The 18,391-nt window shown below is 64.8% G+C and carries 18 protein-coding genes; 7 read left to right on the top strand and 11 right to left on the bottom strand.

Annotated features, from left to right (window positions below; genetic code table 11):
• Positions 1-59: 59 nt before the first annotated feature.
• Positions 60-2,804: a DNA gyrase subunit A gene (gyrA, locus tag HZZ13_RS10160; RefSeq protein WP_197959463.1), complete on the bottom strand. Its 2,745-nt coding sequence runs from the start codon at positions 2,802-2,804 to the stop codon at positions 60-62.
• Between the two features lie 357 nt (positions 2,805-3,161).
• Positions 3,162-3,656, bottom strand: a complete 495-nt coding sequence (locus HZZ13_RS10155) for a single-stranded DNA-binding protein (RefSeq protein ID WP_027575349.1) — start codon at positions 3,654-3,656, stop codon at positions 3,162-3,164.
• A gap of 437 nt (positions 3,657-4,093) precedes the next feature.
• Here HZZ13_RS10155 and HZZ13_RS10150 point away from each other — a divergent pair, with 437 nt between their 5' ends.
• From HZZ13_RS10150 to uvrA, 3 genes are all read left to right on the top strand, one after another.
• Positions 4,094-4,894, top strand: coding sequence for an outer membrane protein (locus tag HZZ13_RS10150; RefSeq protein WP_197959462.1), 801 nt, complete (start codon positions 4,094-4,096; stop codon positions 4,892-4,894).
• Positions 4,895-5,129: 235 nt separating this feature from the next.
• A complete protein-coding gene (locus tag HZZ13_RS10145) occupies positions 5,130-5,819 on the top strand; it encodes an outer membrane protein (protein WP_197959461.1) in 690 nt (229 codons plus the stop codon).
• Between the two features lie 274 nt (positions 5,820-6,093).
• On the top strand, positions 6,094-9,075 hold the full coding sequence (gene uvrA / locus HZZ13_RS10140; RefSeq protein WP_197959460.1) for an excinuclease ABC subunit UvrA: 2,982 nt from the start codon (positions 6,094-6,096) through the stop codon (positions 9,073-9,075).
• On the opposite strand, the gene HZZ13_RS10135 is transcribed toward uvrA, so the two are convergent.
• Together HZZ13_RS10135 and HZZ13_RS10130 are read right to left on the bottom strand one after the other, a co-directional pair.
• The gene (locus HZZ13_RS10135) at positions 8,975-9,247 is read right to left on the bottom strand and encodes a DUF5615 family PIN-like protein (protein ID WP_197959459.1); all 273 of its coding nucleotides are present in this window, start codon (positions 9,245-9,247) and stop codon (positions 8,975-8,977) included. The two genes, uvrA and HZZ13_RS10135, sit on opposite strands and share 101 nt — an antisense overlap.
• A gap of 3 nt (positions 9,248-9,250) precedes the next feature.
• Positions 9,251-9,436: a DUF433 domain-containing protein gene (locus HZZ13_RS10130; protein WP_246504366.1), complete on the bottom strand. Its 186-nt coding sequence runs from the start codon at positions 9,434-9,436 to the stop codon at positions 9,251-9,253.
• Positions 9,437-9,544: 108 nt separating this feature from the next.
• Here HZZ13_RS10130 and HZZ13_RS10125 point away from each other — a divergent pair, with 108 nt between their 5' ends.
• Positions 9,545-10,186 carry an HAD family hydrolase gene (locus HZZ13_RS10125; RefSeq protein ID WP_197959457.1) on the top strand — a complete coding sequence of 214 codons (642 nt, stop codon included), beginning with the start codon at positions 9,545-9,547 and terminating at the stop codon, positions 10,184-10,186.
• Positions 10,187-10,296: 110 nt separating this feature from the next.
• On the opposite strand, the gene HZZ13_RS10120 is transcribed toward HZZ13_RS10125, so the two are convergent.
• Positions 10,297-11,250, bottom strand: coding sequence for a YVTN family beta-propeller repeat protein (locus HZZ13_RS10120; protein ID WP_197959456.1), 954 nt, complete (start codon positions 11,248-11,250; stop codon positions 10,297-10,299).
• Between the two features lie 17 nt (positions 11,251-11,267).
• Positions 11,268-11,831: an SRPBCC family protein gene (locus tag HZZ13_RS10115; protein ID WP_197959455.1), complete on the bottom strand. Its 564-nt coding sequence runs from the start codon at positions 11,829-11,831 to the stop codon at positions 11,268-11,270.
• A gap of 556 nt (positions 11,832-12,387) precedes the next feature.
• On the opposite strand from HZZ13_RS10115, the gene HZZ13_RS10110 reads away from it, so the two are divergent.
• Entirely contained in the window at positions 12,388-12,609 is a 222-nt protein-coding gene (locus HZZ13_RS10110) for a hypothetical protein (protein ID WP_197959454.1), read from the top strand.
• A 153-nt stretch (positions 12,610-12,762) separates the two neighbouring features.
• Here HZZ13_RS10110 and HZZ13_RS10105 read toward each other — a convergent pair whose 3' ends face one another.
• The 3 genes from HZZ13_RS10105 to HZZ13_RS10095 form a co-directional block, all read right to left on the bottom strand.
• Positions 12,763-13,560: an AAA family ATPase gene (locus tag HZZ13_RS10105; RefSeq protein WP_197959453.1), complete on the bottom strand. Its 798-nt coding sequence runs from the start codon at positions 13,558-13,560 to the stop codon at positions 12,763-12,765.
• Positions 13,561-13,658: 98 nt separating this feature from the next.
• Positions 13,659-14,519 (bottom strand): PCC domain-containing protein, encoded by an 861-nt coding sequence (locus HZZ13_RS10100; RefSeq protein WP_197959452.1) that lies wholly within the window; start codon positions 14,517-14,519, stop codon positions 13,659-13,661.
• A gap of 9 nt (positions 14,520-14,528) precedes the next feature.
• On the bottom strand, positions 14,529-16,136 hold the full coding sequence (locus HZZ13_RS10095) for an acyl-CoA synthetase (RefSeq protein ID WP_197959451.1): 1,608 nt from the start codon (positions 16,134-16,136) through the stop codon (positions 14,529-14,531).
• Between the two features lie 357 nt (positions 16,137-16,493).
• Between HZZ13_RS10095 and HZZ13_RS10090 the strand changes: the two genes are divergently transcribed.
• A complete protein-coding gene (locus HZZ13_RS10090; RefSeq protein WP_197959450.1) occupies positions 16,494-16,853 on the top strand; it encodes a hypothetical protein in 360 nt (119 codons plus the stop codon).
• 81 nt (positions 16,854-16,934) lie between these two features.
• On the opposite strand, the gene HZZ13_RS10085 is transcribed toward HZZ13_RS10090, so the two are convergent.
• Positions 16,935-17,330: an SPW repeat protein gene (locus tag HZZ13_RS10085; protein WP_197959449.1), complete on the bottom strand. Its 396-nt coding sequence runs from the start codon at positions 17,328-17,330 to the stop codon at positions 16,935-16,937.
• A 321-nt stretch (positions 17,331-17,651) separates the two neighbouring features.
• Between HZZ13_RS10085 and HZZ13_RS10080 the strand changes: the two genes are divergently transcribed.
• Positions 17,652-17,927, top strand: a complete 276-nt coding sequence (locus HZZ13_RS10080; protein ID WP_197959448.1) for a GNAT family N-acetyltransferase — start codon at positions 17,652-17,654, stop codon at positions 17,925-17,927.
• Between the two features lie 53 nt (positions 17,928-17,980).
• Here the strand turns inward: HZZ13_RS10080 and HZZ13_RS10075 are convergent, their stop codons facing one another.
• Positions 17,981-18,379, bottom strand: coding sequence for a DUF3597 domain-containing protein (locus HZZ13_RS10075; RefSeq protein ID WP_197959494.1), 399 nt, complete (start codon positions 18,377-18,379; stop codon positions 17,981-17,983).
• Positions 18,380-18,391: the final 12 nt, after the last annotated feature.

The following is an 18,391-nucleotide window of genomic DNA, read 5'->3' as shown; positions in this document are numbered from 1 at the left end:
GTTGTTTGAGCATGATCTTTTCGGAAAACCGCTTCGCACTTTTCCGGATCACGCTTTAGCTAGGCTCCACCGCCGGTGCCGTTCTCTCCATTCCCGTTCTCGGCCTCCTCGGTGATGTGCTCGACCGAGACGACGTGCTCGTCCTCGGCGGTGTCGAACACGATCACGCCTTGCGTCGAGCGGCCGGCGATGCGGATTCCTTCGACCGGGCAGCGGATCAGCTGGCCCTTGTCGGTGACCAGCATGATCTGATCGGCTTCCTCAACGGGGAAGGAGGCAACCAGGTTGCCGTTGCGGTTGTTGACGCTCATGGCGACGATGCCTTTGCCGCCGCGGCCGGTGGTGCGGTACTCGTAGGACGAGGTCCGCTTGCCGTAGCCGTTGACGGAGACGGTCAGCACGACCTGCTCCTGCGCCGACATCTCGACATAGCGCTCCTGCGGGAGCTGGAAGCTGCCCGAGGTCTCCTCGGCCTCGGCATCCCCCGGCGCCTCTTCCGCGGCGGCTTCGCCCGCGACCGCGCGGCGCATCTTCAAATAGGCCGAGCGCTCGTCCGAGGTGGTCTCGACGTGACGCAGGATCGCCAGCGAAATCACCTTGTCGCCTTCGCCGAGCGCGATGCCGCGCACGCCCATCGAGGTGCGCCCGGTGAACACGCGCACGTCGGTGACGGGGAAGCGGATGCATTGGCCGCCGGCCGCGGTCAGCAGCACGTCGTCCCGCTCGGTGCAGATCTGCACGTCGACGATCGCCTCGTTGTCGTCGAGCTTCATCGCGATGATGCCGGAGCGGCGCACGTCGACGAAGTCTGACAGCTTGTTGCGCCGGACATTGCCGCCGGTGGTGGCGAACATCACGTCGAGGTTGCCCCAGGTCGATTCATCCTCGGGCAGCGGCATGATGGTGGTGATGCGCTCGCCCTGCTCCAGCGGCAGGATGTTGATCATGGCCTTGCCGCGCGCGTTCGGTGCGGCCATCGGCAGCCGCCAGACCTTTTCCTTGTAGACCTGGCCGCGCGAGGAGAAGAACAGCACCGGCGTATGCGTGGAGGCCACGAACAGCCGGCTGACGAAATCCTCGTCGCGGGTCTGCATGCCGGCGCGGCCCTTGCCGCCGCGGCGCTGCGCCCGGTAGGCCGACAGCGGCACGCGCTTGACGTAGCCGGCATGCGAGACCGTGACGACCATGTCCTCGCGCTGGATCAGGTCCTCGTCCTCGACCTCGCCCTCCTGCTCCATGATCACGGTGCGGCGCGGCGTTGCGAACTCGGTCTTCACCTCGGCAAGCTCGGTCTTGATGATGTCGAGGATGCGCCCGCGCGAGCGCAGGATGTCGAGATAATCGCTGATCTCGCCGGCGAGCTTGGACAGCTCCTCGCCGATCTCGTCGCGGCCGAGCGCGGTGAGGCGCGCCAGGCGCAGCTCCAGGATCGCCCTCGCCTGCTCCAGCGACAGGCGGATCGTCCCGTCCGCGTTGATGCGGTGACGGGGATCGTCGATCAGCGTGATGATGTCCTCGACGTCGCGGGCGGCCCAGTCGCGCGTCATCAGGGTCTCGCGCGCGGCGGCCGGCGTCGGCGAGTGCCGGATCACCTTGATGATCTCGTCGATATTGGCGACCGCAATCGCGAGGCCAACCTGCTCGTGCGCGCGTTCGCGCGCCTTGCGCAGCTTGTACTTGGTCCGGCGGGTGACGACCTGCTCGCGGAAGCCGACGAAAATCGTCAGCATGTCCTTCAGGTTCATGGTCTGCGGACGGCCGGAATCGAGCGCGACCGCGTTGACGCCGAAGCTGGTCTGCAGCGGCGTGAACTTGTAGAGCTGGTTCAGCACGACGTCGGGCACGGCATCGCGCTTGAGCTCGACCACGACGCGATAACCGTCTCGGTCGGACTCGTCGCGCAGGTCGGAGATGCCCTCGATCTTCTTTTCCTTGTAGAGCTCGGCGATGCGCTCGACCATCGTCGCCTTGTTCACCTGATACGGGATCTCGGTGATGACGATCGCCTCGCGCTCCTTGCGGATCGTCTCGAAGGTGACCTTGCCGCGCATCACGATCGAGCCGCGGCCGAGATGATAGGCGCTGCGGATGCCCTGGCGTCCGAGGATGATGCCGCCGGTCGGGAAATCCGGGCCCGGGATGATGTTGATGAGCTCGTCGATCGTGAGCGCGGGATTGTCGATCAGCGCGACGCAGGCGTCGATCACCTCGCCGAGATTGTGCGGCGGGATGTTGGTGGCCATGCCGACCGCAATGCCGCCGGCGCCGTTGACCAAAAGGTTCGGGAACCGGGCCGGCAGCACCACCGGCTCCTTCTCGGAGCCGTCGTAATTGTCCTGGAAGTCGGCCGTGTCGTCGTCGATGTCCTCGAGCAGCTTCAGCGCGATCTTGGTCAGGCGCGACTCGGTGTAGCGCATCGCCGCCGGCGGATCGCCGTCGACCGAGCCGAAATTGCCCTGCCCGTCGATCAAGGGAGCGCGCATCGAGAAGTCCTGCGCCATGCGCACCAGGGCGTCGTAGATCGCCTGGTCGCCATGGGGGTGGTACTTACCCATGACCTCGCCGACGGCACCGGCGGACTTCTTGTGCTTCTTATCGGGGGTGTCGCCGCGATTGTTCATCGCGAACAGGATGCGGCGGTGGACCGGCTTCAACCCGTCGCGCGCATCGGGCAGCGCACGCGCCACGATCACGCTCATGGCGTAATCGAGGTAGGACTTCTTCATCTCCTCGTAGATGGAAACGGGGCGAATGTCCGAGGGGTGCGCCGGCTGGTCGCCGGGCTTGTTGTCGTCGTCAGCCAAGGGGGAATCCGGTGAGGTTTTGTCTGGGAATCATATAGCGCATCCAGGGTCGGATAACCACCCTGGCAGCCACTCGAAAAGCGCTTTTTCCGCTTATTTTTCCAATAGCTTACGACCCACCGAGCTGCGCCCTGGACGGCACCGGAATCGGCCCTCCAAAGCCACCTGCAACGCCGGCCTGAACGCCTGCGAAGCGGCACCCGATCAGCCCGCTTTGCGCGGCCCAATACGGACCTCACCCCAAATATCGAGCGGGCCCGGAAAATCCGAGCCCGCCCAGCCGATTAGTAAGGTTTGCCGACCTGATGCGGGAAGCGCGACCGAAGCGACCGCACGGCCGTCGCGCGGACCGCCCGCTCAGAACGGGATATCGTCGTCCATGTCGCTGTTGCGGCCACCGCCGGCGGCAACGGGACGGCGCGGCGCGCTGCTGACGGGTCCGGAGGAGCCGAAATCGCCGCCCGGCTCGTCGCCGAAGCTGCCGCCTCCGCCGCCGCCACCGCGGCCATCCAGCATCGTCAGCGTCGAGTTGAAGCCCTGCAGCACGACCTCGGTCGAGTACTTCTCGACGCCGCTCTGGTCGGTCCATTTGCGGGTCTGCAGCGCGCCCTCGATGTAAACCTTCGCGCCCTTCTTCAGGTACTGTTCGGCAACCTTGCACAGCCCTTCATTGAAGATCACGACGCGATGCCACTCGGTCTTTTCCTTGCGCTCGCCGGTGTTCTTGTCACGCCAGGTCTCGGAGGTGGCGATGCTCAGATTCGCGATCGGCCGCCCGTCCTGGGTGCGGCGGATTTCGGGATCCTTGCCGAGATTTCCAACCAGAATGACCTTGTTGACGCTTCCCGCCATCGCCGCTCTCCACTCCGAATGCCACTGAATTTCAAAAGGGCGAATCCGCTGCCCGCGTTCCTCTGCGCCCGTCGAGGCGACCCTATACGCTTGCGGGCACCGATCAGCCTGCCACCCCCGGGGTTATCCCCACATATAGCATCGCACTCATGTTTGTTCCAGATTTGTTCTTTATAGCGCTAGAGCAAACATTCAGCCGACCGCCGACGAAAAGAGCAGAACTCTGATGGAACTTTTTCAGGTTCCCGTGAACGACGAAAACCGCTTAACATTCATCAAGTTGTTCCACCTCAGTTGAGCCGCGAGTGTGGCATTCCGGAGACGGACTCTGCCCTTTCCTTAGGCTAACCTTGCCTCGGAATCAGTTCATATGGGCGTCGCGCCTGATCAGCCGCTTCGGGGACTTTCATGAGGCGGACCAACTTGGGGAGACTGCAATGAATAAGATTTTGTTTGGCGCAATCAGTGTACTGGCTTTGGGGCTGTCGGCTCCGGCAAGCGCGGCGGACTTGGCCGCGCGTCCCTACACCAAGGCTCCGGCCCCCGCGGTCGCTGCGATTTACGACTGGAGCGGCTTCTATATCGGCATCAACGGCGGCGGCGGCACGAGCCGCAAGTGCTGGGACTTCCTCGACACCACCGGCGCCGTAACTGGGGTTCCCGGCACCTTCGTCCGTGAAGGATGCCACAACGCGACCGGTGGCACCGTCGGTGGCCAGATCGGCTATCGCTGGCAGTCCGCCAATTGGGTGTTCGGCGTCGAAGGCCAAGGTAACTGGGCTGACTTCTCGGGCGACAACGTCAGCACTGTCTTCCCTGGAAGCGCTTTGGTCACCGGTGATCGTAACCGCTCCCGCATCGATGCTTTTGGCCTGCTTACGGGCCAGGTCGGTTACGCCTGGAACAACGTGCTGCTCTATGTGAAGGGCGGCGGCGCCGTGGTCGGGGACAAGTACGACGTCTATGCCGCGGCCGGCACGCCGGGCGCCGGCGCGCTGCTGGCATCGGCTCGCGAGACCCGCTGGGGCGGCACTGTTGGCGCCGGTCTGGAATTCGGATTTGCTCCGAACTGGACGCTCGGCGTCGAGTACAACCACATCTTCCTCGGCGACCGCACGATCACCTTCACGACGCCTGCAGGCGCCGTGTTCGGAAGCGATCGCATCAGTCAGGACGTCGACATGGGTCTGGTCCGGTTGAATTATCGCTTCGGCGGCCCACTGGTTGCGAGGTACTGATATCCCGTTGATTTCGCGAGCGAATGGAAGGGCCGGCCCGCGCCGGCCCTTTTTATTTTGGCAGATGCTGGACGTAAATGAGTCAGCAACCATCACCTTTTCGCCTGTTGTGGCTTTTCGGAGACACAACTTGCGGCTTTGGTGGTGTAGAGACGGCGTCAGTTGGGCCGTTGAGTCCGATGCCCTTCCGCGACGGAAGGCAACAACAGAAACTGGGACTGGGATTTAGTTGAAAATGAAAAAGGTTTTGTTGGCTTCGGCCTGTGTGTTCGCTCTTGCGGCCCCCGCTTCGGCTGCTGATCTGGCAGCCCGCCCCTACACCAAGGCTCCTGTGGCTGTGGCCTCGGTCTACAACTGGACCGGCTTCTACCTCGGCATCGTCGGCGGCGGCGCTTGGGAAAACGCCTCGGGCGACCCGAAGATGAAGGGTGGCTTCGTCGGCGGCACCGCCGGCTACAACTGGCAGACCGGCAACGTCGTGTTCGGCATCGAGGCCGATGGCGCCTGGGCTGACGTCAGCGCGACGGCTGCTGGTACGGTTTTCGTCGCCGGCGTCGGTGGCGTCCCCGCCTCGCTGACCTCCAAGACCGACGCGATGGGCACCGTGCGCGGCCGCATCGGCTACGCCGTCAACAACGTGCTGTTCTACGGCACCGGTGGTTACGCCTGGATCGACAACAAGCTCACCGCGACCTTGGGCGGCCTCTCGGTCTCCGACAGCAAGTGGCACTCCGGCTGGACCGTTGGTGCCGGCATCGAGGCGTTCTTCGCTCCGCAGTGGTCGGTCAAGGGCGAGTACCTCTATCGCAGCCTCGGCGGCGAGACCTACTTCTCGGGCGCCATTCCCACCGGCACGCTCAACTTCCACACCGTGCAGGTCGGCGTGAACTATCACTTCGGCGGCCCGGTCGTCGCGAAGTACTGAGAGCGACCGACGTCACATCGTCACGAAAGGCCGGCCTCGCGCCGGCCTTTTTGTTTTGGCCGGTCTGTTCCGACAGCAGTTCCGCGCGCTCCTGCTGCCAGATGCCGCCAGCGCGCCAACAATCCGTTGACGATTCGCAACTCGCACTGGAAATCCGCCCCCGTTCTTCCTACGTTCGCTGCCATACCCATCGGCGCCGTTCCCGGTTCCGGGCGAAGCGCGCCTTTTGCATTGGCGCGATCGCGCGTCTTTGGATTCCTCGAGGACCTCTGGGATGGACGAAGTGATCAGGGCGAAGCGCCAACAAGAGAACGCGGGCTCGAGCCTGCGCGCAATTACGATCCGCGGCGCGCGCGAGCACAATCTCAAGAACATCGACGTCGAGATTCCCCGCGACAAGCTGGTGGTGTTCACCGGCCTTTCCGGCTCCGGCAAGTCCTCGCTCGCCTTCGACACCATCTATGCCGAGGGCCAGCGCCGCTACGTCGAATCGCTGTCGGCCTATGCCCGCCAGTTCCTGGAGATGATGCAGAAGCCCGACGTTGACCAGATCGACGGCCTGTCGCCCGCGATCTCGATCGAGCAGAAGACGACCTCGAAGAACCCGCGCTCCACCGTCGGCACCGTCACCGAGATCTACGACTACATGCGCCTTTTGTGGGCCCGCGTCGGCGTGCCCTATTCGCCCGCCACGGGCCTGCCGATCGAGAGCCAGACCGTCTCGCAGATGGTCGACCGCGTGCTGGCGCTGCCCGAAGGCACCCGCCTCTATCTGCTCGCGCCGGTCGTGCGCGGCCGCAAGGGCGAGTACAGGAAGGAGCTCGCCGAATGGCTCAAGAAGGGCTTTCAGCGCGTCAAGATCGACGGCACCTTCCATGAGCTGGCGGAAGCCCCCAACCTCGACAAGAAATTCCCGCACGACATCGACGTGGTGGTCGACCGCATCGTCGTGCGCGCCGATATCGGGCAGCGTCTCGCCGAGAGCTTCGAGACCGCGCTGAAGCTCGCCGAAGGCCTTGCCGTCGTCGAGTTCGCCGATGCGCCAGCGGCGGCTGCCCCTGCGGAGGAAAAGAAGAAGACCGCAAAGATCCATGACAAGAGCGGGCCCGAGCGCATCCTGTTCTCGGAAAAGTTCGCCTGCCCGGTCTCCGGCTTCACCATCCCCGAGATCGAGCCGCGCCTGTTCTCCTTCAACAATCCCTATGGCGCCTGCCCCGCCTGCGGCGGTCTCGGCGTCGAGCAGCATGTCGACGAGGACCTCGTCATCCCCGAGAAGGATCTGACGCTGCGCAAGGGCGCGATTGCACCTTGGGCCAAGTCGTCATCGCCCTATTACCTGCAGACGCTGACCGCGCTCGGCAAGCACTACAAGTTCACGCTCGACACCAAGTGGAAGGACCTGCCGAAGAAGACGCAGAACGCGCTGCTTTACGGCTCGGGCGAGGACGAGATCAAGTTCTCCTATGAGGATGGCGTCCGCTCCTACGACACCAAAAAACCGTTCGAGGGCGTCATCACCAACATCAACCGCCGCTACCGCGAGACCGAGAGCGAGTGGGCGCGCGAGGAGCTGGCGAAATATTTCCACGACGTGCCCTGCGAGGGCTGCAAGGGTTTTCGGCTCAAGCCGGAGGCGCTCTGCGTCAAGGTCGGCGGCAAGCATATCGGCGAGATCTCCGAGCTGTCGGTCAAGCGCGCCGGCGAGTGGTTCGCGGGCGTGCCCGAGGCGCTGAACAAGCAGCAGAACGAGATCGCGGGCCGTATCCTGAAGGAGATCCGCGAGCGCCTCACCTTCCTGCTCGACGTCGGCCTCAACTATCTCACGCTGTCCCGCTCCTCCGGCACGCTGTCCGGCGGCGAGAGCCAGCGTATCCGCCTCGCCTCGCAGATCGGCTCGGGGCTCACGGGCGTGCTCTACGTGCTGGACGAGCCCTCGATCGGCCTGCACCAGCGCGATAATGCGCGTCTGCTCGACACGCTGAAGCGGCTGCGCGACCTCGGCAACACCGTGGTCGTGGTCGAGCACGACGAGGACGCCATTCGCCTCGCCGACTACGTGCTCGACATCGGCCCCGGCGCCGGCATGCATGGCGGCAATATCGTCGCCGAAGGCACGCCCGCCGAGATCATGCGCAACCCGAAATCGCTGACCGGCAAGTACCTCACCGGCGAGCTCGAGGTCGAGGTGCCGGAGCGGCGTCCGCCGAACCATCGCCGCACCATCAAGGTGGTGAACGCGCGCGGCAATAACCTCAAGAACGTCACGGCGGAAATTCCGCTCGGCCTGTTCACCTGCGTGACCGGCGTCTCCGGCGGCGGCAAGTCGACGCTGCTGATCGACACGCTCTACCGCGCCATCGCGCGCAAGCTGAACAACGCCAGCGAGGGCGCCGCCCCGCACGACCGCATCGAGGGCCTCGAGCACATCGACAAGATCATCGACATCGACCAGTCGCCGATCGGCCGCACCCCGCGCTCGAACCCGGCGACCTACACCGGAGCGTTCACGCCGATCCGTGAATGGTTCGCAGGGCTCCCCGAAGCCAAGGCACGCGGCTACGAGCCCGGCCGCTTCTCGTTCAACGTCAAGGGCGGCCGCTGCGAGGCCTGCCAGGGCGACGGCGTCATCAAGATCGAGATGCACTTCCTGCCCGACGTCTACGTCACCTGCGACGTCTGCAAGGGCAAGCGCTACAACCGCGAGACGCTGGAGGTGCTGTTCAAGGGCAAGAGCATCGCCGACGTGCTCGACATGACCGTCGAGGAAGCCGCCGAGTTCTTCAAGGCGGTGCCGCGCGTGCGCGAGACCTTCCAGACCCTGCACCGCGTCGGGCTCGATTACATCCACGTCGGCCAGCAGGCCACGACGCTCTCGGGCGGCGAAGCGCAACGCGTCAAGCTGGCAAAGGAATTGTCAAAACGCGCCACCGGCCGCACGCTCTACATCCTGGACGAGCCCACCACCGGCCTGCACTTCCACGACGTCAAGAAGCTCCTGGAGGTGCTGCACGAGCTGGTCGCCCAGGGCAACACGGTCGTCGTCATCGAACACAATCTCGAAGTCATCAAAACCGCCGACTGGGTCATCGACCTCGGCCCCGAAGGCGGCGATGGTGGCGGCGAGATCGTCGCCTGGGGCCCGCCGGAGGACATCATCAAGGCGCCGCGGAGCTATACGGGGAAATTCCTGGCCCCGGTGCTGGAGAAGGCGCGGAAGCCGAAGCGGAGGCGTGCGGCGAGTGAGGCGGCGGAGTAGCTCCGCTGCCTGCACGGCCGGAAGCAGGGCCGCGGTGGAGCGACGCCAGCGCGATGACCTCTACATCGCTCATGCTAGCTGCAAATTCGGCAATGTAGAGTACATCGTGACCGGCACCGCGCAGCTCTCGAACCAGAGAGACCGAGACGCACTCGTCAGCGAGCCAGAGCACGATTCAGCGGTAGATGATGTCTTCGTCGGCCAGATAGTCGGCCGCGAAAGCCTGGGCCGCCCGAACATCGTCCGGCGTGAGCCGCGGGTGCTCTGCGATGATGGCCTCGGTGGTCATGCCAGCGCCCAGCTCCCGCAGCACCAGTTCGACCGGCACACGCGTCCCGCGGATCACAGGCTTGCCGCCCATGATTGCCGGGTTGATTTCAATCCGCTCGTGCCGCATGGCTATCCTCGAACTCTGCTCGACATTAACATACCAAGTCTCGCCTGTCAGTGGGCCTCGATTTCCAGCTCCATGCCCTACGCCCTCGCCATCTTCGATCTCGACGGCACGCTCGCTGACAGCTTCCCCTGGTTCCTGCGCACTATCAATGACGTCGCCGATCGCTTCGGCTTTCGCCGCGTCGCAGATGACGAGATCGAGGAACTGCGGCATGCGTCGAGCCGCGAGATCCTTTCCCGGCTCGAGGTGCCCTTGTGGAAGCTGCCAGCGATCGCGCGGCATGCGCGGCGGCTGAAGGCGGAGGCTGCAGCTGAGATTTCGCTGTTTGCCGGCGTCGAGACGATGTTGCGGTCGCTGGCCGATAGCGGCGTGCAGCTCGCGCTGGTGACATCAGACAGCGAGGCCAATGCGCGCGAGAAGCTCGGGGATGCCGCCGCGCTGTTTTCGCATTTCGACTGCGCGGCATCGCTGTTCGGCAAGCCTGCGAAATTTCGCCGGGTGGTCCGGCGTGCGGGCATCGCACCTGACAAGGTCATATCGATCGGCGACGAGGTCCGCGACATCGAGGCGGCGCGCGCGGTCGGCATAGCCTGCGGCGCCGTGTGCTGGGGCTATGCGGCGCCGGCGGCGTTGCGGGCGCTGGGACCGGATCACGTGTTCGAGCGGATGGATGAAATTGCGGAAACGGTGTGCCGGATCCGGAAGGTGGGTTAGCCCCGCGGACTGCGCGAAGCGCAGACCGCTTGGCGTAACCCACCACTTCCGGCACCGCGGACACCAAGGAGGTGGGTTACGCTGACGCTAACCCACCCTACGCACCCCCCCTACTCCGTCCTCCGCAAGAACGACCCGAACGCGCGCGGGCCCTCGCCGGTCTTGATCTCACCGATCACCTTGAGCTCGGCCGCATCGATGATAGCAAGCGTATTGCTCTCCCAGCAGGCGACGATGACGCGCTTGCCGTCGGCGGTCGCCGCGATGCCTTCGGGATAGTCGCCGACATTGATGCGTTTGACCGGCTTGAGGCTCGCCAGGTCGAACACGCTGACGGTGCCGCCATATTGGTCGGTGACGAAGCCTCGGCCTAGCGTCAGCGCCACCGCATAGGGGCGCATCCCGGCCGGCACGCGGCCGATCTCGCGGCCTTCCGCGATATCGATCACGGAGACGTCGTCGGAGCCGACATTGGCGGTGTAGGCGCGCTTGCCCTCGGCATCTATGGTGACGCCGAAGGGACGGGTGCCGACCTTGATTACGGCCTTGCGCTGGCGCGTCGCCGTGTCCACCACCGAGACGCTGTCGTCGTCGCGGTCCGCCGAGAGCAGCAGCTTGCCATCCGGCGTGACGGCCAGCCCCGACGGCGAGGCGCCGACTGCGATGCTGGCGACAACGCCGCGCGAGGCCGTATCAATCACCCGCACCGCGGCCGCGTACCAATCTGCGACATAGACCGTCTTGCCATCGGGCGCCACGGCGATGCCGAGCGGCCCGCCGCCGACCTCGATGCGGCCGACGACCTGACGCGTGGCTGCGTCCACAATTGTCACGGCCTTGGCATCGGGGCTCGTGACATAGGCAAAGCGCCCGTCGGCGCTGACGGCGACGCCGGCCGGCTTGCCGCCGATCGGGATGCTCGCAACGCTGCGCGATGTCGCGAGATCCACGACCATCACATCATCACTGAGCTGGTTGGTGACGAACGCCTCGTCGGCGGCTGCGCTCGCGAGCCCGGCATGGCCAAGGCTGGCGACGAGCGCCGCCAAGACGCGCGCCCGCAACACCAGCGCTCGCACGATCAGCTACCGCTCTCGATCTTCTTCTTGAGCGCCTCGAGCCCGGCCTTGTACAGCCCGCTCACGGCCTTGATCGCGGCTTCGTCGCTCAGCTCCGGCGGCGGGTCGTTGTTGGGATAACCACGATAGAACGCGCCCGCCCATTCCAGCTTCGCCTTGCCGTCGGGTGCGGGCGAGACCGTCAGGGTCGAGGAATAGTTGGTCACCGGCAGCACCTTCACGTCGACCTTGGTGATGCGGTACGAATAGCTCTGCATGTCGGGCTCGTATTTGTAGAGCTCCTCCTCGACCGTCGCACCGCCCGTCAGGGTCAGCTTGCGCGTCGCGCCGATCTCGTTGCCCTTCTCGCCTTCGGTCTTGGTGATCGGCTGAAGCCAGCTCATGTCCTGGAAATTGCCGATCACCGCCCACACCTTGGCGGGGGCCGCGTTGATCTCGATGGATTCCCGCACCTTCTGCCGCGTCGGCCCATGGGCCCGGACCGGCTCGAAGGCGGTCATCAGAGCCATCCCCGCCACCGCCAGCGCCGCCACCCCGGCGATCGCCGGTCCGCTTCTCATCCGCATGTCGTTTCCTCGTTTCTCGATCTGCGCGACTTGGAACGCGCGCTGGGTTCATCGTAACGCATTTTTGGACCATGGGGAGACCTGTTCGTGGCGCGGCTGTGACAAGGCGGCGGCCCCCGATCCACACCATCCGTTGCGTTGCCCGACGGGCAAAACACCCCAGAGCAGGGTCAACGCGTCCATGCCAAAATATTTCGCTTTACTCGAATTCGGAATTATCGCATGTTTCGGCCACCCCAACCCGGGCCGAGGGGCGGATCGCGATCGTCACGAACGCGGGATGGGACTGTGGTGGACGCGGGCGGCATCGCGCGCGGGCGTTTGCAGGGCGGGTCACCCCGTGAGCGAACGCTGCGCGCACACGACGGGTGCAGCCTTGCGTACGGCAAAATCGTGTGGTCCTGGCGCCCGGGGTCTGTGCGCCAAGGCTTGCGGTGACGTTGCGGCCGACCGGGCTCGCACCGTCAGTCATCCGCAAGGCGACGGGGGCAATAGTGCATCGCTCCCCGGGGAGAGCACGACATAAGCCGTCAAACCACTGCGCAGGGAAGGCCGGATGTTTGGCTTCACCTGTATGCCGCTGTGCAGCTTTTTTGAAAGCACACGCTTCGCACAGTGGACCGTGGGTGCCAGCCGGCACCCGGCCTTCCCTGCGCCCTCGGCACTCTTGAGGGTGGTGAATGAGCAAAGCTCGGGCGGACTCTGCCGCGAGAATGCGAGCCTATGCCAGCCAATCGACAACAGCTTCGTGCCCCGGACGCTGCGCAGCACCAAGTGATGCGCTGCAGAGCCGGGGCCCATGCATCCGCGATGTTGCGGCTTTCTGGGCCCCGGCTCTGCGCCGCAACGCTCACGCGTTACGGCTTGTCCGGGACACGATGGTTGGATGCGCTGTGGCCTTCCACTCCGAGCGCAACAACATTCGTTTCACCTATTCCCCCAGCGTCGCCTCCACGAACCCGCGCGGGTCATCACAAAACTCCCGCATCACCCGGTAATGATCGGTCTGCTCCACCGTCACGGGTTCAAGGCCGTATTTCCCGAGCCGCAGCAGCTGCGCATTCGGATAGGCCATCAGCAAAGGCGCGTGGGTCGCCATGATCACCTGACAATGACCGGAGAGATCCATGCGATGCAGGAGCTTGAGGAAGTCCATCTGGCGTGCCGGCGACAACGCGGATTCCGGCTCGTCGAAGATATAGATGCCCTGCTTCTGGCAGCGCTCCTCGAAGAACACCAGAAAGCCCTCGCCGTGGGAAAAGGAAAGATAGTCCGGCGCTTGCTGAACGCTCGCGCCAAACACGCCTTCCATGGCGTGCGCAGCATCCACGGCCGAGCGGTCCAGATAGCGCGCGATGGAAAAGAACGTCTCGGCCCGAAAGAACCAGCCGTCGGTCACCTTCGGCACCCAGGCAGCCCGCAACGCAGAGGACAGTTCATCGCCGCTGATCTCGATGCCGCCGCCGTCGATTTCCTGAAAACCCTTGCGCCCGCCGGTGCTGGCGAAGCCGGCCAGTCCTGCGATGCCCTCGAGAATGGTCGATTTGCCGGTCCCGTTCTCCCCGACGATGATGGTGACGGCGGCCTCGAAGCTCTGGTCGAACTCGTGCCTGAATACGGGAAGACAGAACGGATAAGCCTCCCAGTCCTCGACGCGCGAACGATCGAGCCAGATGCGCCTGAGATAAGGCGCGCTCAACGTGGTCTGACGTCGTCGTGTCCGGCTCATGCGCCTGCCCCTCCTTCACCAACGGATGAAGGAACATATCAGGAACACCAGCCGCACGGAAGTGGCATCCGCTGAAGACCGCAAGCTTGAGTCGAGCCTTAAGGCAACACCTCCAGCACCAGCTCCATCGTCATCAGCACGGGATTGTCGCCACGGATCAGGCGGCCCTCGGCGATGCCGCCGGTGTAGTCGATCAGGGCAACTTCGAGCGCAGCTTCCGGCGTGCCGGAGGCGCCGGGCACGATTGTGCCTGCCGTGATCGCCAGCTCGGTCGCAAACGGCTCGGTCACGCCGCCATGGCTGAAGCGCGCGCCGATGGTCGAGCCGACGCCGCCATGAATCTTCGCGCGGGCGATGCCGTGGGCCCGACAGAACGCTTCGAGGCAGCCGGCAACATCCTGGTTCGGGCGCAGACGGAGCGCGAAGGCGCGGCTCGTCGTGCGCGCGCCGGTGCTGGCGGCCGCGACCGGTCCGAACAGCTTGAAATTGGTCTCCGGATCGGCCTCGGCCGTGAACATCGCCCCGTCGAGACCGAAGGCCTCGACCTCGAACGGCTCGGCGACGACGGTCTCGTCCGGCATCATGTGGCCGCCGCTCGTCTTGCCGTCGGCCTCCGTCCACAGCGCGTGGCAATGAAAGAACGGCGCGCCGTCGCGCGTGCCGAGCGTCATGCTGCCGAGCTTTGGGCGCGTCACGCCGGCGGGCCGGAACGTATCGCTGTAGAACGCCGCATTCTCGCCGGTCTTCGACAGCGCCGGCATGACATAGGCGAACGGCCCCAGCGCGCCGCGGCGAAAGTTCAGCACGCCGCCGGCGAAGCCCTCCGCGGCAAAGCCGCGCCGCGCAGCCTCCAGCAGCGGCAGACCGGCCTGAAGCGTGAAGGAAAAGGCGCGCCCCCTCGCCTCCACCCATTGAATGCGTTCGGGAGGCGGCGGGCCCGGCTGCTTGATGCTCCGCATCTCGTGCACTCAGCCCGTCCTAGCCTTGTCGAGGTCGAGCAGCCCGCGCGCCTCGAGCTCGTCGCGCACCATGCGCTTCGGCACCTTGCCGTAGCCGGATTTCGGCAGCGCATCCCAGAAGAAGAAGCGCTTCGGCATCTTGTAGCGCGGCACTTTCGGCGACAGGAACGCCGCCATCTCCGCTTCGGTCACCGGCTTCGCGCCCTCACGGACGACGCAGACGGCGACGCCGACCTCGCCCCAGGTCGCGTCGGGCACGCCGAGCACGGCGACCTCGCCGATCGCGGGATGGGTCAGGATCTTCTCCTCGATCTCGCGCGGATAGATATTGGAGCCGCCGGAGATGTACATGTCGGAGGCACGTCCCGTGATGTACACAAAACCCTCGTCATCCATATGGCCGAGATCGCCGGTGCGGAACCAGCCATTGCGGAACGCCTTCGCATTGGCTTCAGGATTATCGTAGTAGCCGGCAAATACGGCTGGCCCGATCACGCAGATCTCGCCGCTCTGGTTGGCTTTCAGCTCGCGGCCCTCGTCGTCCTGGATCGAGACCTGCATGCCGGTGCGCTCGAAGCCACAAGTGCCGATCTTCGCATGCGGGCCGTCCTCGGGATCGTGCAACGCCGCCGGCAGCACGGTGATGTTGCCGGTGACCTCGCCGAGGCCAAAATACTGCACGATCACCTTGCCGAGCTTCTTCAACGCCGCCTTCTGGTCCTCGCGATACATCGGCGCGCCCGCATAGATGACGTAGCGCAGCGAGGAATGGTCGTATTTGTCGGCGGCGGGGTGCTCGACCATCATCTTCAGGATGGTCGGCACGGTGAAGAGATTGCTGACGCGATGCGCCTCGATCAGGCGAAACGCCTCGTTGATGTCGAATTTCTCGGTCGGCAGCAGCACGGTGCGCGCGCCGCGCGCGGTCTGCATCAATTGGTGCACGCCGGCGCCGTGCGACAACGGCGCCACCACCAGCGAGGCATCCTGCTCGGTCGTGCCGGGCGTCAAATCGGCGAGATGATTGGTGACGACGAATCCCATCTGGCCGTGGGTGAGCACGGCCGCCTTGGACCGTCCGGTGGTGCCGGAGGTGAAGAAGAACCAGCAGGGATCGTCGTGCTCGACGGCGACGTTCTCCACGGCAGCGCCGGCCTGCGAAGCGATGGCATCGGCCACCGAGCGCTCGCCGAACGCAGCCTTGCCGTCGATGCTCCAGGTGAACGCCAGCGCGCCACCCTTCACCACCGCTGCGTGCTCGGGAAAATCGACATGGCACAGAAACGCCTTCGCGCCGGAGGCCTGCGCGAGATAGCCGACCTCATCCGGCATCAGACGGAAATTGGTGGGCACCCAGACCGCGCCGAGCCGGAACGCGGCGAACATCGAAAAGAACATCTCATCGCCATTCTTGGAATGGACGAGGATGCGGTCCCCCTTGGCGATGCCGCGCGCGGCGAGCGCAGCCGCGAGCGCCGAGACCTGCGCATCGATCTCGCGCCAGGTCCAGGACTTGTCCCCCCAGACGAAGCCGGGACGCGCGCCATGCCGCCGCGCATTCTGGGTCAGCATATAGGCGAGATTCATGACGCGGCGGGACATGCGCAGGGGTTGCATCGGGCTTCCTCGTGGGCGACGGGCGGCACGCGAGCCGCCCGTTCATTGCAGCCCATTTATCGCCAACGCCAGCGGCCCTGCAAGGGCGGCTGCCGCGGACCTGCCCTAGGGCTGCTTGAACCAAAAAGGCGTTGCCGTGATGGTCTTGGTCTTCCGGCAGGCCTGCGCACCAAAGCCGCCACAGAAGCTGCCATGCAGGTTTGGTGTCGTCGCCAAGCGACGCCAGTCACGAGCAAGCTGAGCAAGAGGATCAGATATCGCATTGGCGCTGGTCGCAGCCACAATCGCAATCGTTCAGGGAATTTTAAACATGATCGGCGCACCCTCGCTTAATTCTCGCGTACAGAGTGCGGCATCATGGTCAAAGCGCCTGCCCTCCTCCTGTTGTCGCTGGCGCTCGCCGGATGTGCCGCGACTCCGCAAGCGCATCTCGCGTCCGATCCCGCCTTCAAGCCTGCGCGTTATGCCTGGGATGGCGCCGGCGAGGATCCCAACGGGCCGCGCGCTGTCTCGCAGCCAACGCGAACTGCCGGCCGCTCCCAGCGCAACAGGTCGCAAGCCGACGCTCAGCCCTATTCGAAGGAATGGTGGCAGGCGCAGGATGGCATCGAGGCCGAACAGGACGCCAGGGTCAACCGCTCCCTGGTCATCTGCCAGGGCTGCCTCCGCCCGCAGCCACAGGCCGAAGATTCCAGGCTAGCCAAAGCGACCAATTGAACCGAAGAGATGCAGATCTCGTGACACGATGAATGCACAGGCCCGCCGTCCGTGGTCGGCGGGCCTGCCGATCTCTACGGCCTATTGTCCATGCTTGAGCATGTCCTGGTCGGTCAAATCCCAGTCCTGCCACAGCTGGAGTATGCCGAGCAGCACCACCACCGCACCGAGGCTCGTGTGATAGATGCGGAGAAAGCCCTCACCGGAATAGCCGAGCGCGTAAGGCGAGGCGATGAGCCAAAGCCCGACCAAAATCGTCGTCACCTCTTGCCAGCGCTGCAAGGCGACATATTCGAGCTGGCTGAGGCCAAACACGATCAGACCAATCGCGACCGTGTTCAGGATCATCGTTTCGTGTCCGGTGACCGACTGATCCTGGATGGGAAACCATGGCGAAGCCACGATCACCGCGCCGAGCAGCATCCCACACCAGTCTTCCCATGTTCGATGCGTATTCAAGAAACCAGAGTCCGACATCGTACCCTCCTGCAGAAGAGGCATACGTCTGCGGCTGGCGATGATGACACTCCGAATGTCAGGCGACCCTGCCGGCCGCATTCGGGCGTATGTCCTTTCCAGGACGTGGGAACCGAACTTCGGCTTGCAAGGGCGGCATCGGGGATTATTTGCGGGTCGCGGGACCACTCTCCCGGCGCGCCGTATCCATACTGCAGTGCGGTCAGCGCGGCGCGCATTTGCAGATATCTCGTCTGCGCCAATCTCCCTTGGTCTCACCTTGGCAAGGGCCATGTCAGCCTCCTAGATCAGGAGGCAATCTGCAGTTCGGAGAGATCCCGCATGGCGGCTTCGGTACGCGACAACAAGGACAGGAGCCGCTTCGAGCTCGATGTGGGCAACGACATTGCCTTCGCCAATTACCGGCTGACGCCGTCGGCCGTGATCATCACCCACACCGAAACGCCGCGCGCCTTGCGCGGGCGCGGCATCGGTTCCGAACTGGTCAAGGGTGCGCTCGACCTGATCCGACGCGACGGCAAGAAGGTGATCGCCGGCTGCGGCTTCGTCGTCGACTATCTCGACCGGCATCCGGAGAATGCGGATCTGATCGCCTGAATGCAAAAGGGCCCACGCGATCGTGGGCCCTTGCAGCACGACGCCAGCGCGGGTCAGTGCTTGATTTCCGGCGGCAGCTTGCCGCCATTGGCGGCGAGTTTGGACATCACCTGCTTGTGCAGCCAGACGTTCATGCTCGCCGAGTCGTTCATGTCGCCGCTGTAACCCAGCTCCTTGGCGAGATCCTTGCGCGCAGCGAGGCTCGAATCGATGTCGAGCGCCTTCATGAGGTCGACGATGGAGGTGCGCCATTCCAGCTTCTCGCCCTTATGTGCGGCCGCCGCCTTGTCGACGATCGCCGCCACGTCGACCGTGGCCGCGGGCGCGGCGGCCGGCGCCGAAGCGCTTGGCGCCCCTGCGGACGCGCTAGGCGAAGCCGCACCACCGGCGGGAGTGGCGGGGGCCGGCTGGCTGCCGAAGATCGCGCTCATGATTTTCCCGAAAATGCTCATGTCTGCTCCCCG

This window comes from Bradyrhizobium agreste (genome assembly GCF_016031625.1).
Lineage (GTDB): Bacteria > Pseudomonadota > Alphaproteobacteria > Rhizobiales > Xanthobacteraceae > Bradyrhizobium > Bradyrhizobium agreste.
The sequence above is the reverse complement of the archived record's forward strand: the minus strand, read 5'-3'. Positions and strand labels throughout refer to the sequence as shown.

What these genes read in the sequence shown, in the direction of transcription:
- HZZ13_RS10155 (WP_027575349.1), bottom strand. Translation starts at nt 3,656, where the DNA reads ATGGCGGGAAGCGTCAACAAGGTCATTCTGGTTGGAAATCTCGGCAAG.
- HZZ13_RS10150 (WP_197959462.1), top strand. Translation starts at nt 4,094, where the DNA reads ATGAATAAGATTTTGTTTGGCGCAATCAGTGTACTGGCTTTGGGGCTG.
- HZZ13_RS10145 (WP_197959461.1), top strand. Translation starts at nt 5,130, where the DNA reads ATGAAAAAGGTTTTGTTGGCTTCGGCCTGTGTGTTCGCTCTTGCGGCC.
- uvrA (WP_197959460.1), top strand. Translation starts at nt 6,094, where the DNA reads ATGGACGAAGTGATCAGGGCGAAGCGCCAACAAGAGAACGCGGGCTCG.
- HZZ13_RS10130 (WP_246504366.1), bottom strand. Translation starts at nt 9,436, where the DNA reads ATGGGCGGCAAGCCTGTGATCCGCGGGACGCGTGTGCCGGTCGAACTG.
- HZZ13_RS10125 (WP_197959457.1), top strand. Translation starts at nt 9,545, where the DNA reads ATGCCCTACGCCCTCGCCATCTTCGATCTCGACGGCACGCTCGCTGAC.
- HZZ13_RS10115 (WP_197959455.1), bottom strand. Translation starts at nt 11,831, where the DNA reads ATGCGGATGAGAAGCGGACCGGCGATCGCCGGGGTGGCGGCGCTGGCG.
- HZZ13_RS10110 (WP_197959454.1), top strand. Translation starts at nt 12,388, where the DNA reads ATGTTTGGCTTCACCTGTATGCCGCTGTGCAGCTTTTTTGAAAGCACA.
- HZZ13_RS10105 (WP_197959453.1), bottom strand. Translation starts at nt 13,560, where the DNA reads ATGAGCCGGACACGACGACGTCAGACCACGTTGAGCGCGCCTTATCTC.
- HZZ13_RS10100 (WP_197959452.1), bottom strand. Translation starts at nt 14,519, where the DNA reads ATGCGGAGCATCAAGCAGCCGGGCCCGCCGCCTCCCGAACGCATTCAA.
- HZZ13_RS10095 (WP_197959451.1), bottom strand. Translation starts at nt 16,136, where the DNA reads ATGCAACCCCTGCGCATGTCCCGCCGCGTCATGAATCTCGCCTATATG.
- HZZ13_RS10090 (WP_197959450.1), top strand. Translation starts at nt 16,494, where the DNA reads ATGGTCAAAGCGCCTGCCCTCCTCCTGTTGTCGCTGGCGCTCGCCGGA.
- HZZ13_RS10085 (WP_197959449.1), bottom strand. Translation starts at nt 17,330, where the DNA reads ATGTCGGACTCTGGTTTCTTGAATACGCATCGAACATGGGAAGACTGG.
- HZZ13_RS10080 (WP_197959448.1), top strand. Translation starts at nt 17,652, where the DNA reads ATGGCGGCTTCGGTACGCGACAACAAGGACAGGAGCCGCTTCGAGCTC.
- HZZ13_RS10075 (WP_197959494.1), bottom strand. Translation starts at nt 18,379, where the DNA reads ATGAGCATTTTCGGGAAAATCATGAGCGCGATCTTCGGCAGCCAGCCG.